Source organism: Mesorhizobium sp. C264A (assembly GCF_040324515.1).
Classification (GTDB): Bacteria; Pseudomonadota; Alphaproteobacteria; order Rhizobiales; family Rhizobiaceae; genus Mesorhizobium.
The window spans coordinates 225137-239399 of the sequence record NZ_JAMYVY010000002.1 but is presented as its reverse complement, the minus strand read 5'-3'; the positions used below and the strand labels follow the sequence as shown (position 1 = coordinate 239399).

General features: G+C 61.1%; 12 protein-coding genes and 3 pseudogenes. 4 read left to right on the top strand and 11 right to left on the bottom strand.

The window, feature by feature from the left end:
* Nucleotides 1-378: 378 nt before the first annotated feature.
* The 5 genes from tnpC to NKL04_RS20240 form a co-directional block, all read right to left on the bottom strand.
* Nucleotides 379-1950 (bottom strand): IS66 family transposase, encoded by a 1572-nt coding sequence (gene tnpC, locus NKL04_RS20260; RefSeq protein WP_023700918.1) that lies wholly within the window; start codon nucleotides 1948-1950, stop codon nucleotides 379-381.
* 54 nt (nucleotides 1951-2004) lie between these two features.
* Nucleotides 2005-2358: an IS66 family insertion sequence element accessory protein TnpB gene (gene tnpB, locus NKL04_RS20255; protein ID WP_023700917.1), complete on the bottom strand. Its 354-nt coding sequence runs from the start codon at nucleotides 2356-2358 to the stop codon at nucleotides 2005-2007.
* Entirely contained in the window at nucleotides 2339-2812 is a 474-nt protein-coding gene (gene tnpA, locus NKL04_RS20250) for an IS66-like element accessory protein TnpA (protein WP_023700916.1), read from the bottom strand. Before tnpA ends, tnpB begins: the two co-directional genes overlap by 20 nt.
* 831 nt (nucleotides 2813-3643) lie before the next feature.
* The gene (locus NKL04_RS20245; protein WP_031210036.1) at nucleotides 3644-4573 is read right to left on the bottom strand and encodes a 2-oxoglutarate and iron-dependent oxygenase domain-containing protein; all 930 of its coding nucleotides are present in this window, start codon (nucleotides 4571-4573) and stop codon (nucleotides 3644-3646) included.
* Nucleotides 4574-4717: 144 nt separating this feature from the next.
* A complete protein-coding gene (locus NKL04_RS20240; RefSeq protein WP_245271496.1) occupies nucleotides 4718-4942 on the bottom strand; it encodes a hypothetical protein in 225 nt (74 codons plus the stop codon).
* A 74-nt stretch (nucleotides 4943-5016) separates the two neighbouring features.
* Here NKL04_RS20240 and NKL04_RS20235 point away from each other — a divergent pair, with 74 nt between their 5' ends.
* Nucleotides 5017-6096, top strand: coding sequence for an IS630 family transposase (locus NKL04_RS20235; RefSeq protein ID WP_023703300.1), 1080 nt, complete (start codon nucleotides 5017-5019; stop codon nucleotides 6094-6096).
* Between the two features lie 581 nt (nucleotides 6097-6677).
* Here the strand turns inward: NKL04_RS20235 and NKL04_RS20230 are convergent.
* The 4 genes and pseudogenes from NKL04_RS20230 to NKL04_RS20215 all read right to left on the bottom strand — a co-directional run.
* Nucleotides 6678-7673 carry a tyrosine-type recombinase/integrase gene (locus NKL04_RS20230; RefSeq protein ID WP_023703302.1) on the bottom strand — a complete coding sequence of 332 codons (996 nt, stop codon included), beginning with the start codon at nucleotides 7671-7673 and terminating at the stop codon, nucleotides 6678-6680.
* Nucleotides 7666-8601: a tyrosine-type recombinase/integrase gene (locus NKL04_RS20225; protein ID WP_023703303.1), complete on the bottom strand. Its 936-nt coding sequence runs from the start codon at nucleotides 8599-8601 to the stop codon at nucleotides 7666-7668. The genes NKL04_RS20230 and NKL04_RS20225 overlap by 8 nt, the downstream gene beginning before the upstream one ends.
* The gene (locus NKL04_RS20220) at nucleotides 8598-8783 is read right to left on the bottom strand and encodes a tyrosine-type recombinase/integrase (protein ID WP_023703304.1); all 186 of its coding nucleotides are present in this window, start codon (nucleotides 8781-8783) and stop codon (nucleotides 8598-8600) included. Before NKL04_RS20220 ends, NKL04_RS20225 begins: the two co-directional genes overlap by 4 nt.
* Nucleotides 8784-8794: 11 nt before the next feature.
* Nucleotides 8795-9091, bottom strand: a pseudogene (locus NKL04_RS20215) (integrase core domain-containing protein); the annotation flags it as partial.
* A 149-nt stretch (nucleotides 9092-9240) separates the two neighbouring features.
* Here NKL04_RS20215 and NKL04_RS20210 point away from each other — a divergent pair.
* Nucleotides 9241-10528 (top strand): annotated as a pseudogene (locus NKL04_RS20210) (IS110 family RNA-guided transposase).
* Nucleotides 10529-10719: 191 nt separating this feature from the next.
* Here NKL04_RS20210 and NKL04_RS20205 read toward each other — a convergent pair.
* Together NKL04_RS20205 and NKL04_RS20200 are read right to left on the bottom strand one after the other, a co-directional pair.
* Nucleotides 10720-11406: pseudogene (locus NKL04_RS20205) on the bottom strand (leucine zipper domain-containing protein); the annotation flags it as partial.
* On the bottom strand, nucleotides 11339-12265 hold the full coding sequence (locus tag NKL04_RS20200) for a tyrosine-type recombinase/integrase (RefSeq protein ID WP_023703140.1): 927 nt from the start codon (nucleotides 12263-12265) through the stop codon (nucleotides 11339-11341). The pseudogene NKL04_RS20205 and the gene NKL04_RS20200, both read right to left, overlap by 68 nt.
* Before the next feature lie 127 nt (nucleotides 12266-12392).
* Between NKL04_RS20200 and NKL04_RS20195 the strand changes: the two genes are divergently transcribed.
* Entirely contained in the window at nucleotides 12393-12908 is a 516-nt protein-coding gene (locus tag NKL04_RS20195) for a recombinase family protein (protein ID WP_352724294.1), read from the top strand.
* Nucleotides 12881-14239 carry a recombinase zinc ribbon domain-containing protein gene (locus NKL04_RS20190; protein ID WP_198029349.1) on the top strand — a complete coding sequence of 453 codons (1359 nt, stop codon included), beginning with the start codon at nucleotides 12881-12883 and terminating at the stop codon, nucleotides 14237-14239. The genes NKL04_RS20195 and NKL04_RS20190 overlap by 28 nt, the downstream gene beginning before the upstream one ends.
* Nucleotides 14240-14263: the final 24 nt, after the last annotated feature.

Here is a 14263-nt window from a genome sequence, read left to right as displayed (position 1 = left end):
AGGCCAGCCATTGAGCCGCGAAAGGGATCTTATCTCGGATGCCGATGCTGTCCTCATAGCGGAAGGCAATATGGGAGGTGCGCTATGCGAGTGCCTCACCAATCCGGCGCGGTCTTTTAGGACCCTGGCATGCATGGACGCTCTTTGTACGGGAACCGGGAGATCTCCGGGTCGGCCATGGCCTCTTTGGAGGACATGGTCCGCAGCGGGAAGGCGAGGATATCGCCAGCGAAGGACCATTGCTCAAAGCTGTCGTGGTTCATCAGCTCAGGCGACGCTTCGTCTATGGGAGGTGCTTCATATTCTTTGTAAGCGCTCATTTCCCCGCACATTGACGGCCCTTGCAACAACTGATCGCTTTCAGACGGACGCGTCGGGTCAGGCTGCGGCGGCTTTGAGGAAGTTGAAGGGCAGGAGATCGTCGATAGCCACGTTCTCGGGGCGCTGAGGCAGTTCAGTGAGGACGTGGCGCAACCACGCTAACGGCTCGACGCCACAGGCGCGGCAGGTCAACGTCAGGCTGTAGATGACGGCGCTGGCCTTGGCTCCGTCGACGGTATCGCTGAACAACCAACTCTTCCTGCCAGTTGCAAAAATCCTGATGTCACGCTCGAGAAGATTGTTGTCGATCGGCATGCTGCCGTCCTCGGTGTAACGCGTCAGATATCCCCATTGGTTCAGGGTGTAGGACACGGCGTCGCCGAGCTTGCTGTCCGGCAAGACTTTTGGGGCGATGTCGTCGAGCCATGCCTTGAGAGCCTGGAGGATGGGGACACTATGTTGCTGGCGGAAGCGGCGAATGCAGTGATCTCGCGTTTCGCCGTCATCGGGGATTTCGTTCCGCGCCTGCCTTTCAACCCGATAGAGCTGTTCGAAGAACCGGAGTGCCTGTTCCGGCGGGCCGCCGCCTTTCTTCCTCGCCTTTAGGGCATCGACGAAGCGCCGCCTCGAATGGGCCATGCAGCCAAGATGCGTTGCCCCTTCCAGCGTGCGCCAAGCGGAATAGCCGTCGCTCATGACGATGCCGCGGTAATCGCCCAAGAAAGTCTGCGGGTGTATCTGGCCGCGACCCGGTTGATAATCGAGCAGCACGATCGGCTCGTCACTGTCGTGGCCGCTCCGGTATGCCCACATGTACGAGGTGCTGGCGGCCGCTCTGTCCATTTCCTTCAGCACCTGGACCGTGGTCTCGTCGCCATGGATGAGGGGCTGCGATCTGAGCCGCAGCTTCAGGGCGTCATAGATGCGGGAGAGATGCTTTTCGCTCGAGCCGATCACCCAGTGGCCCAGAGCGCCACGGCTGACAGGAACACCCGCGCGCTCGAAGGCCTGCGCCAGGCGGTAGAGCGGTGTGCCGTCGACGTACTTATGAACGAGCGCGAAGGCCAGCGTCGAAGCCGTGGCGATGCTGCCCGGCAAAGGTTGCGCGGGCATCGGCGCGGTCACGACCGGCGTGTTGATGCCGGTACGCTCACAATGGCGGCAAGCATATTTGAACCGCACATTCTGCAGAACCTTCGCCTTCACCTCGATATGAAGCTGCTCGGTAACGGCCTCGCCCATGCGATGCATCTGATGACGGCAGCAAGGACAAGCCTTCTGGTCGTCGGGAAGGTCGTACTCGACACGCTCGCGCGGCAGGTTTTCCGGCAAGGCCTTGCGGCCGCGCTTCTTTCCCGTCGCCCCTTCGGTCGCCGGCAAGCCCGTGTCCGGCAGGACAACGACATCGCCATCTTCGCTGTCGGCGTCATCCTCATCCGCGGCCTGTTCGGCTTCATTGAAGAGGCGGTCAATGTGCTTTTCGCTCTTCGGCGCAAAACGATGCAGTCGTGCAAGCGCCAGCTCTTCCTCGAGTTTGACGACCCGTTCGGCGAGTTGACGGTTCTGCGCCTGCAGCGCAGCAATGCGCGCCATCAACTCTTCAACAGTCGGTTCGCCGGGTCGATTCATCAGATTCTTGAATCGAAAGCATGCCGCCGCGTCAATCGCTCAATTCGAGAGCCCTCAACCGGCAACCTGATATTGCCGCACCGGATGGCGGACCATCGCATCGATATCGATGCCATCGAGGATCCAGTGCAATTGCTCGGTCGTAAGCGTGATCACCGCTGCCTCCCGGCGCGGCCACCTGAACCTGTCCTCGGTCAGCCGCTTCAGGACCAGCACAAAGCCCGACCGATCGAAGAACAGGAGCTTCATCCGGTCGCGACGGCGATTGCAGAACGCAAAAACTGCCGGAGCAAACGGATCGAGCGCCATCGTCTCTTGGACCAGAACCGCGAGGCTGTTGATGCCGGCCCGGAAGTCGATCGGCTCGCGGTGCAGGTAGACTTTCAGGTCAGCGCCCAGTCTGAACATGACCCAGTGCTCCGATGGTCGCCGTCAATGCATCCAGATCACCGCATTCCAGCGTCAACGTCACGCCGTTCGGCAGCGACGCGCTCACCTTGGCTGGAGAGGACAAATGCGCTGTCCTTTTCGATGCCGACCAACGCACCCCATCGCAAGTCTCCGGCAAATCCACCGCAGCCATGCTGCTCTGTCGCAGCAAGGCCCGATCGGAAGTGCTTTCAATCTGAACCGGGATGAACGCAGGTGGCGGGGACGGCGGGAGGGACTGGGTCTCCGCGCGCTTCTTTATCCACTTCCGAAGAAGGTTCGCATTGACCCCATGTTCGAGCGCGAGCCTCGATACCGACACGCCAGGCTCAAGGCAGGCCGAGACAAGACGCTCCTTCGATGCGGCCTCGTATCGGCGTCGCCCGTCCCGACCGACAAGCCTCACCCGCAGTTTCTGCTCATCTTCTTCCATCACAAGGTGTCCACCTATTTCGGTGGACACCTGCATGCATCAGAGCACTCAACAGCAAAAGGTGCGGGGAAATTCGCGCTTACTGTTCTTTCAGGGCCCGCACAGCTGCATCGCGCCCCCGAACGTTGGCGTCCTTGGCGGATGCGCGATGAGCGTGGATACACACCGGCGACGGTTGAGCAATGGACCCGTGCGATTAGCAAGTTCCTGCGCCGGTGCGACCAGACGAACCGGCAACTGAGGAGTCTTCAGCCCGAAGACGCCGATGCTTATTTCGTAACCAGGCAACGGGACGATGGTCCCACGTGTCGGTGGCCAACACGGTGTCGGCGTTGCGTGGAGTCCTGCGCTACGCGGCCGAGCGGGGCATGTGCATGAGCACATCGCGGCCTCAATTAGCCGTCCTCGGCTCTATCAGCAACAGAGGCTGCCGTACGCCCCGGATTGGTCGGACGTGCAGCGCATGTTGGACATCCGTGATCGTGCGATCCCGCTGCTGCTTGCGGTCTATGGGAGGCGCAGCGGCGAAGTGGCGGCATTGCGCCGCTATCATCGTACCCGGAAGTATTCCTCTGCATGCAGGCGACTTCCCACGCCCGAAATCATTGCCTTAGCACAGCGGCACAATGGAAGCCGTGGCGCTGCAGCTTGCTTGAAAAGCACCGCGTGGATCTCGTGTGGATTTCAAACAATGCGCCGGTATCAGGCTCACCCGAGGCGTTGCACTCGCCGCGCTATACGCGCGACGAATTGCTTCCGGGGAGAGTTCTTCCGGGGCACCACATGCCGAGTGGGAGCTATAGTTTGCGCATGCTTCAAAAAGCCGAACACTTACTGCAACTCTCGCGCGCGTCCGCCGCCGTTCCCCTCTTCCCAGACTAATTCGAAGTTGCGCAGCATCTTTTCTTCGACTCTGAAGGTTTGCTTTCCCTGTCGCGAAGTCAGGCGAGCGTCGATGTCGGGATAGATAAAGAATGGAAGGGAAATTCGTTCGGCCGGACCACTGTGCACCACCTGATGCGGTGTACTCTTGAACCGGTCATCGCTCAAGGCCTGAAGCATGTCGCCCAGATTGACCACCAGACTGTCGGGCAAGCTCGGCGCCGGCACCCAGCGCCCTCCGAACCACACCTGCAAGGAGCGCGTCGGGAGTTCCTCCTGCAACAGCAGCGTGAAGAACCCACTGTCGGTATGCTTTCCGGCCGTGCCGCCAGTAGATGGATATCGGATCACGCGCTGCAGGACCGTCGGCGGGCTGAAATGGCGTCGGAACCAGCCCTTTTCCATACCGATCAGGTCGGCCAGAGCGCCCCCCAACTGCGGCACAACCTCGCTGAGCACTGTAGCTTGCAATGCAAGTAGGCTCCGCGCGAAACCAGGAGCCACCGCATCATCCGGAAGGCGCGTGATTCCGGCAAACGGACGCCGGTCGCCCTCTTTCTCAATTCCGAGATCGAATATTTCCTTTGGATCGGGGCCGGCATCCGGATGTAGCATTTCACCGTGCAACGGAATGTATCCTCGAGCGGTAGCGGGGTACACGTCTTGAGAGGCGTGACCGTAGCGCTCCTTCGTAGCCTGCGGCAACGCGAAGAAACGCCGGGAAGCGTCGATCGCTTCTGCGATCTGTTCTTTCGGGATTCCGTGCTCGAGGTAGAAGAACCCGTACTGCTCGCAGGCCGTGCGTAGGTGCTGTTGCTCTTCATGTCGCGTTGCATCGGCTGCGAGTTTCATCAGTGAGATTTGCGGTAGCGTGGTCATAGCTGCTTCTCCGTTGGTGCGTTGGCTTTGTCGGTCACTTGAACCACCCAGTAATGCGCGCACTCCTCGGTGATGTATTTGTCGTCGTTTAGACACTGTGCCGTCACGAGGGCGCCCCCATCCTGCAGACGCCCCGCCTCATCCTCAAAGGATATGGCCTCCGCATAGCTCTTGCGGGTGCTTGCGATGATGAATCCGGTGGGCGCGCGTAACGCGAGCCGTGCGCAGCGCATCCGGTCGGACGTGGCCGAGCGTGAACACGCCGTAGCAGACCGTAGTGTCGTACATCGCACTGGAGTAATCGGAGAGCGCCCCGTTAAGGCCGACATCGCCTTGGGCATGGGCGGCAGACGCGGGTTTGTAGGTCATTCCTAGTGGTTTCCGCTTAACACAAGAGTCCGGCTTGGGATTCCCTTTCGCGAGTGCGCATGCGAGTTTGGCGCATGCGCACAGGAATATCCCTCACCGTTTCGCCGATTGATCGCCAGCGCCTGAGCGCGCTGATCAGGGATCGCAATGCGCCGCAGAAGCATGTTTGGCGCGCCGAGATCATTCTGTTGAGCGGCGACGGTGTGGGCACCGTCGAGATCATGCGGCAAACCGGCAAATCCAAGACCTGCGTATGGCGTTGGCAGGAGCGCTTCGCCACGGAAGGCTTCGAAGGACTGTTGCGCGACAAGACGCGGCCCTCGCGCATTGCGCCTCTCGGGCCTGAAGTAGCCGAGCGTGTGGTGGCGCTGACGTTGCAGGACCCGCCTGGCGAGACGACGCACTGGACCGCCGACATGATGGCGGCCGCGGCCAGCATCAGCCCCAGTGCGGTGCGTCGCATCTGGAAGGCGCACGGGCTGCAGCCCAACCGCTGGCGCCAGTTCAAGCTCTCCAACGATCCGCAGTTCGTCGACAAACTGCGCGACGTCGTCGGCCTCTATGTCGATCCGCCGGCTCACGCCATCGTGCTGTCGGTCGACGAGAAGAGCCAGATCCAGGCGCTCGACCGCACCCAGCCCGGCCTGCCCATGAAGAAGGGCAGGCTCGGCACCATGACCCACGACTACAAGCGGCATGGCACGACCACCCTGTTTGCCGCTCTCAACGTGCTCGACGGCACCGTTATCGGCAAGAACATGCAGCGGCATCGCCATCAGGAATTCATCCGCTTTCTCAACGCCATCGACGCCGAGGTGCCGACCGGCAAGGCCGTCCACGTCGTCCTCGACAACTACGCCGCTCACAAGCACCCCAAGGTGCGTGCCTGGCTCGGCCGCCATCAGCGCTTCACCTTCCACTTCACACCGACCTCATGCTCGTGGCTCAACGCGGTCGAGGGCTTCTTCGCAAAACTGTCGAAGCGTCGCCTCAAACGAGGCGTCTTCCACTCCGTCGTCGACCTCCAGGCGGCAATCAACCGCTTCCTCCAAGAGCACAACCAGCAACCCAAACCCTTCTCTTGGACCGCCGACCCCGAAAAAATCATCGCCGCCGTCAAACGCGGGCACCAAGTGTTAGACTCTATCCACTAGCTATCTCCTGTAACGGCCGGCCCCACTAGATTTTTAGGCAGATTTTTAGGCACACATTAATCCACCATTACAAGCAATATGCGGATGTTAACGTATAATTCTCTATTACAACGGTATTAATTTCAAGTCCTATCAAATTTTTCGGCCATCTACGATACCTAATAACGTTAGTTATATGAAAAAATTATTAAACATTTTTAACTTAAGTTTAAAGTCCGTCGAAAAAAATGCGTTATACTTCGTACACAAGAAGTTGACGTTGGAGGGACTTTCCTGCATATCCTGTTCAATGATACGCCGAAGATTGGCCTCAAATCTCTCGAATTTCATGAGACCGGGCGATTTGAACTCACAAACGAAGCCGCATTGTTACTGTTCTGCGTGCTTTCCCCTGATCGTGGTCGAGTAGCTCAGCCATTCGGCTTTCTCCCTCACAGATCCGGGCGGGCGGATTTCACGCATCAAATGTGTTCGAGCACATTTGGTGCGGGAAATGTGGCTTCGGTAGAGATGTGGCGTCGGCCGCCGCGGGCCAGAGGCGGCAGGCCGGTGAGGATGCCGAGCGCCACATAAAAAGAGGGTTACAGGGACCGAAGGAAGTCCATCAGCGCCGGTTGATCACGCCATCGTTTTGGGATCTTGCCGAGACTCGGCGCCTCGCATTTTTCGAGCGCCTTAGCCTTGGTCTCGAAGTCGACCTCTGCATAGACGTTCGTGGTGTCCAGCGAGACGTGCCCGAGCCATCCGCGGACTGTGTTGATGTCGACGCCGGCGCGCAGGAGATGGGTCGCCGTGGTGTGGCGGATGGAGTGAGGGCTTACGCGCTTTGTCGCCAACGACGGCATTTTGGCGACGACCTTGAGGCCATAACGCTCGACGGCGGAATGGATCCCGAAGCGAGTGATGGGTTGGCCGCAGCGATTGAGGAAGACGGATCGAGAAGGGGCTCCGTCAGCGACGAGTGCCCGTAACTCGATGACGGTGGCGGTCCACAATGGGCAGTATCTCTGCTTGCCACCCTTGCCATGGATTTTGACGCTGGGGGCGTTCAGGTCCAGGTCCGCCACCTTGACGCCGACCGCCTCTGACGCTCTCGCACCAGTGTTGTAGAGGAACAGCAGCAGGGCGTAGTCGCGCCGACCCTGCTCCGTCCGCCGATCTGGAGCGGCGAGCAAGGCGTCGATCTCCGCCTTTTCGAGGTAAGGAACGACCGCCTGATCGGTCTTCTTGAACGGGATCGAACGGATCTGGCCCGACCATTCGATGTGGACGGGGCTATGCTCGCCGACAAAGCCAGCGAATGCCCGAACGGCGGCAAGACGTTGATTGCGGGTGGCGATCGAACATCGACGCGTCACTTCGATATCGGTCAAGAAGGCGCGGATTAGCTCGGCCGATAGATCGACGACATTCAGGCGATCAATAGACTTGCCGACCCGCTTCGCAACGAACGGGAGAAGCTGGCATAAGCCGTCGCGGTAACCCTGCTGGGTGTTGCGGGCGAGATTGCGTTCGGCAACCACGTGTTCGACTAGGAACCGCCGGATCCAGGGGCCAAGGAGCGCCTCGTCACGCATTGGGCATCTCCATGGCGTAATGCTCGAAGCGCGCGCTGGCCTCACGCAGAAGTTCCGGGGTTAGGGTTAGGTATCGCTGCGTGCCCGAGATGTTGACGTGGCCAAGGTAGGTGGAGAGCTTGGGCAGAAGCCGTTGGACGTCGGCGCCTTGGCGATACCAGGAGAGGAGGCGGTGAACTGCAAAACTGTGACGAAGGTCATGCAAGCGAGGCTGACGTCGCGGCCCGGCGCCGGCGCACACGACACTCGCTTTGACGCGTAATCGGCAGAACACTCTCTCAGCGTGTTGCAGGGTCACAGGGGCGCCCTGGCGCGTGAGGAACCAGAGGGATTCTGCAGACTGGCCTTCGCGGCGGCGAGAAGCGTGCCGGGATAAGATGCGCACGAGGTCGTGGCCGACCGGAGCCAGTCTGGTCTTGTAAAACTTGCTCTCGCGGACGCACAGGACCCCTTCCTCGAGGTCGACGTCGGCTAATGTGAGGGACAGTGCCTCGCCAAGGCGAAGCCCCGCGCCGTAAAGGAGAAGCAGGAGCGTTCGGTATGTGTCCGGATCAATAGGACAGCGAGGATGGTCGATCAGGACGACGGCGTCGAGTAAACGACCGATCTCCTCGCGGGAGTAAATATAGGGAACGAAGGCTTCCGTCGGCTTGGGGACTGCGCGTGGCAACGGCCATATGTTTGTATGCCCCCGGGCCATCGCGAACCGATAGAACCCCGCCAGAACAGAATGCTTTCGTTCCCAGAAACGGGTCACCGGGCCGCGTCCCGCCAGAAAGGCCAACACTCGGTCGGCCGTCACCTCCGGCAGAGGTCTGTCGCCGACGAAGCGACAGAACGACTTGAGCGTGCGCACCTCCGTGCAGAAGCGCATTCCGATGGCTTGCCGGTGATCGACAAAGCTGGCGATAATTTCTGAAAGGATCATGCCAGTCCTCCCAGATCGAACGCCCCGACCTCGCGCAGTCCGGCAAGGTCGACCCTGGCGTAGGTGCGGGTCGCAAAGGCGCTGCGATGGCCGAGATGGTCCCCGATCTCCTTCAGGCTCAGACCTTGCGCGACAAGGTGGGTGGCGCACGCGTGGCGAAGTCCATGAGGGCCAAAATGCATCGACTGAACGCCTAGGTGTGGAGCCTCAACAGGTTGTCCTCGGTTAAGGCGAGGCGACTGATGGGTGGTTTTGACTTTAGGCTGCCGTGGGGGCGATGCCAATTATATCTGTGCAGCCAGACAGGCAGTTCGGCGGCGCGGTGGTCGGATGTCGGATAGGCAATGGCGTAGGCCCACTCCCTGAGCGCTGTCTGGATGAAGCGCTCGGCCTTGCCGTTGGTCTTGGGTGTATAGGGCCTTGTCGTGACATGCTTGAGGCCGAGATCGCGGCAGGCCTTGGCGAAGGCCTTCGACCTGTAGCAGGAGCCGTAGCACCTGCGGAATGAAGGAGCGGCGGCGGCCGAGACAGCGGTGCGCGCAGCTTTTCGCTGCAGGCGCGCACCGCTGGAGGCGGCCATGGCCAGTCAGAGTTTCTCTAGAATGTGAATGTTCACAACCCATTCCGGAGAGACCGACCATGACCACTTCAGATTCTACACCCGCCGGCGCGGTGCTGGTAGCGATCGATATCGCCAAGGTTCGCAATGAAGTTCTGATCGAAGACCCAAGCCACAAACGCCGACGCCGTCTGCAGGTCCTCAACAACCGTGCTGAGCACGACCATCTGGTCGAAGTCCTGCAGACGTACGGTCGCCCCGTGGTCTGTGGCTTCGAGGCGACGGGGAACTATCACCGGCCGATTGCATGGCGCCTGGCTGAGGCTGGTTTCGAGGTTCGACTGGTGTCGTCTCTGGCGCTCGCGCGGACGCGAGAAGCGTTGCACAATAGCTGGGACAAGAACGACCCCAAGGACGCGCAGGTGATCCTGCACATGCTCCGAATACAGGCGACGCAGCGCTACCACGATCCGCTGCGCGCCGGCATCAACGATGTACAGGAACTGTCGAAGACACATGAGGCGATCGCCAGGGCAAAGACCGAGATTCAGCACCGGATCCTGACGCACTACCTGCCGCTGTATTTTCCCGAGATCGATCGCTTCCGAGGAAACAGCCGCAGCGATTGGTTCTTCGCCTTCCTCGATGCCTTTCCGACGCCGGCAAGCATCACGGTGCTGACGAAGGAGGAGTTTGTAACAGCAGCTTGGGATGTCGTCGGCAGAAAGGTCAGCAAGTCACAGATTCTAAAGGATATTTACGAGACGGCGCGCTCATCGATCGGACTGCCGCTGCCGCTTGATGCGCCTGCCATTCGCATGTTCCGGATGGTCATTGACGAAGCACGCAATCTGATCCGGCAGCGTAATGAGATTGAAGCGCAGGCCGACGAGCTGTTGCGGCACAGCCAGGATTATCAACTCCTGCGACAAATCCCGGGCATCGGACCGATCAACGCATTGACCATCATTGCCGAAGCCGGCGATCTTCGCCGTTTCGGTCATCATCGCCAATTCCTAAAGTTCTGCGGACTGGACCTCTCGACACAGCAATCAGGCCAATATCGAGGCCAGACCCGCCTTTCCAAATTCGGCAATGCTCGGCTGCGCCGCACCCTGTGGATCGCCGGACAAGTCGCCATCCGCCAGCGGGAGAACGGCTTCCGTCATAAGTTCGAACGCTACATCGCGAGGGATCGCGACAATCCCGATCTACGCCGCAAGGCAATGACCGCTATTACCGCCAAGATGGCGCGTGTCGTGCACGCCGTCGTCAAAGGTGGTTCCGACTACCGGCCCTTCGTTGAAGGGCGGGTGCCAGGTGGAAGAACCTCTGTCAGCTAGGGCCGTGAGGGCATCGCTTCGATGACCCTGTAGATAATGTTCGGGTCTTCCGCCTGGATCAGAAGCTCGTGTTGAGGACGGTGAGGGCCGCCTGCGTGCGTACCCTGTGTTTGCTATGGACGAGACCTTTTCCCTTGCCGGTGGAAGCCGCCTGGTTCGATGACTTGACCAACGTCACGCAGCAAGAGCATGCTGACGAACAGAGAGACCTTGACTGCACGCTCCATTTCCTTCCGCTCTTAGGACGTTGTCGGTCATGACGCGGGCGATCGCGACGCCGAGGCTGGCGTAGTAGGCAACCGCCGCCTTGAGGAAGGCGATGGCGCTTTCTTTTTTCTCGTCGGGCAGGATTTGCGAGAAGGCGATGCGGGAAGCGTCGTCGATGCAGACATGGACGAACTCCCAGCCGGCGCCGCGCGACTTGCCCTTTTGCGGATCGCCGGTGATGCGATGGCCGACCTGGCTGAAGCGGCCGAGCTTCTTGATGTCGATATGGATCATCTCGCCGGGGTGCTCGAGCTCGTAGCGCCGGATCGGTTCGGCCGGTTCGATATCCTTGAGTCGCGACAGCCCGGCGCGCTTGAGAACCCGGCTGACGGTGGCGGGCGAGACGCCGACCTCCATGGCGATGTGACTGCCGGTCCAACGCTGCCGCCGCAGCGCCACGATACGCTCGGCGATCGACGTGGCGGTGGCCTGTGGCATGCGGGCAGGTCGCGAGGAACGATCGATCATGCCTTTGCTGCCCTCGGCCTTGTAGCGCTCGACCCAGCGCGCCACGATCTTGGCCGACACGCCGTAGACGCGCGCCGCATGGGCTTGGGAAAGACGCCCCTCAATGACCGACAGCGCCATCTCCTCTCGACGCAGCGGCGTGAGACGGGCATTCTTGTGGATGTTCATTCGGACCCTCCGGTGAGTGCTGCAGCGTGGTAACTCCAGTCTCCTCGGTCCGGTCCGAATGGACAACCCTCTGAAAGCTCACACCTAGGGCGCTCAGTCGGCTTGCAACCACATGGTACACGGCGCCCGCCGACAGCGGCCGGAACGGGGCCTTGAGGGTGAGGAAGACCTCATGGCGACGGCAGCGGGGGCGCGCCAGCTGAAGGTAACTCACAACAGCGTCGCCGACGGAGGTCAACAGGGGGTAGTATTGCGTCTTGCGCTGCTTGGACCGGGTCACCTTGATGACCTCTCTCGTCCAATCGATGTCTTCGAGACAAAGACCGCGGACTTCGCCGCTTCGCAGTCCGTAGATCGTGAGCAGCTTTAGAATCGCGTGGTCACGGACGTCACGCGCGGTCCTGTCCCTCGTGCTCTCAAGGAGCCGCTGGACATCGGGCCATGCCGGGCCCATCGGCAAAGCTTCTTCCCTGAACAGTCGCGGCGCGTCGATCGCTGCGGCGATTCCGGGGCAACACCATTGTCGACGCTGAGCATGGCGGAAGAACGCCCGCAGGGCGTGCGCGCTCGTCGCTACCGACACCCGAGACCACCCGTCACGACCCTTTACGTGGAGGAAAGCGTCTACGTCTGCAACGGTGATGTCGGCGATCGAAGATTTTTCGACGCCTAAATGTTCGAGGAAAGTCTCTACCTGCCAGCGTTGGTTGGCTAGGGTGCTCGCCGACAAGCCACGCTCATCATGTTGATAGGCGATGAAGTCGTCGACCTTTTCACAATGGGCCTTCGGTTCGTTGGGAGCCGGTTCGTCAAGCTGGCCAAGAAAGCAAAGCCACGCTGCGGCGACGTCGTGGAACAAACGCCGTGACCACTTCTCACCGCAGGCTCTGTTTCGCGCGTGCTGGTATCGGGCCCAAGATTGAGCGGCCGCGTCGATCTCGGCCTGCCTGACGCACCTGCCGCCGGACAGGTCCAGCCGCTCCGCAATGACCAGCAGCTCGCGGGCCGTCTACCATCCGGCGCTGTTCAATGACCGGCTATTGCTCGGGCTGAAGGGCACGATGAGCGAGGCGGAGCTCTATGTCCTGCGCGCCCGGCTCAACGGCGGTATTCGCAATAAAGCGACGCGCGGTGAGCTTCGGCGCGGTCTGCCGGTCGGCTTCGTGTGGGGCTATGCTGACAGTGAAGTTCGTTTCCACCCCGACGAAGCGGTCCGCACAACGATTGCGTCTGTCTTCTCGCGGTTCGCCGAGACCGGATCTGCGCGTCGCGTCTGCTTGTGGTTCCGATCAGAGGGCTTGCGCCTCCCGCTGCAAATGCACCAAGGATGGGAGATCCGCTGGGTAGAGGCCAGTTATACCGCCATCCACCATGTGCTGAGCAACCCCGTCTATGCGGGCGCCTACGCCTATGGAAAGACAAGGCACGAGACGATGCTGACGCATCTGGCGTCCGCAGGAAACGCGTGCGACACTTGCCGCAGTCCGAATGGCAAGTGCTGATCAAGGAGCACCATGAAGGCTTCATCGACTCGCAAACCTATGAGGCCAACCAAGCTCGGCTCGCCGCCAACACCCGCCCCGGGCCCCACAAGGCGGGCGGCGCCGTGAGGGAAGGTTCCGCGCTCTTGCAGGGCCTGGCCAGTTGCGGGCATTGCGGCCGGCGCTTGAAGACGCACTACCGCGGTCGCAACATCACTCCCGGCTATCATTGCGCGGGCAAGACCATCGTCGAGGGCCGCGGCTGCTATTGCCTCAACGTCGGCGGCGTGCAGATCGACGAGGCGGTCGCCAAGAGCTTCCTCGCCGCGCTGGAGCCGGTCAAGCTCGCCGCCACGCTAGCCGCAGCCGAGCGCCTTGAGGCCGACACCGAAGCGGCGCTCAAGCAATGGCGGCTCGGCGTCGAACGGGCGGCCTACGAGGCCAGCCGCGCGGAGCGCCGCTACCTCGCCGTCGACCCGGACAACAGGCCCGTCGCCCGCGGGCTCGAGCGCGAGTGGGCGCAGCGCCTTGTAGATCTTGAGGCCGCGAAGGAGGAACTCGCCCGCCGCCTGGAGCAACGTCCCCGCCTCCTCTGTCGGGAAGAGCGTGAACGCTTGCTCGCCTTGGGAGCTGACCTCGCCACCGTCTGGGATGCGCCGACGACCACGCCGCGCGATCGAAAGGAGCTACTGCGAGCAATCATCGAGGAAGTGATCCGCTCGGTCGACAGGGACAGGCCGGCGGCGCTTCTCACCTTGCGCTGGAAGGGTGGCGCGCTGACCGACCTGGACGTGCCCCTGCCTCGCTCAAGACCGTCGACGGTTCGAACCGATGAAGAGACGCTGGACCTCGTGCGTCGCCTGGCGACTTTCTATCCGGACACGGTCATCGCCGGCATTCTCAATCGACAGGGGCAAACGACCGCCCGAGGCCATCGCTTCGAGGCCAACCGGGTCGCGACCTTGCGCAAAAACTGGCGCATCCCGTGCTTCCAACCCAATCCGGAGGGGGCAGAAGGTGAAGTCTTGACCATCGCGGCGGCCGCCACGGCCCTCAACGTCGCACCTTCGACGTTGCATCGTTGGCTCAACGACGGTCTTATACCCGGCGAGCAAGTCACCCCGGGTGCACCCTGGCGCATCCGCCCGACCGCGGAACTGAAGGCGCGCTTCACCGAGGTGGCCGGCGAGGGCTTCGTCACCATGCAAGAGGCTACCCGCGCCCTGGGTGTGACGCGTCAGACCGGTGTTGCACCGTGTAAAGCGCGGCGAGATCAAAGCCGCTCATGTAACCAAAGGCAGGAAAATAGGCTTACGAATCAAGGTAATAGATCACCAAATCAAGCTCTTTGAACCCACTTAATAAACCTGGGGGCA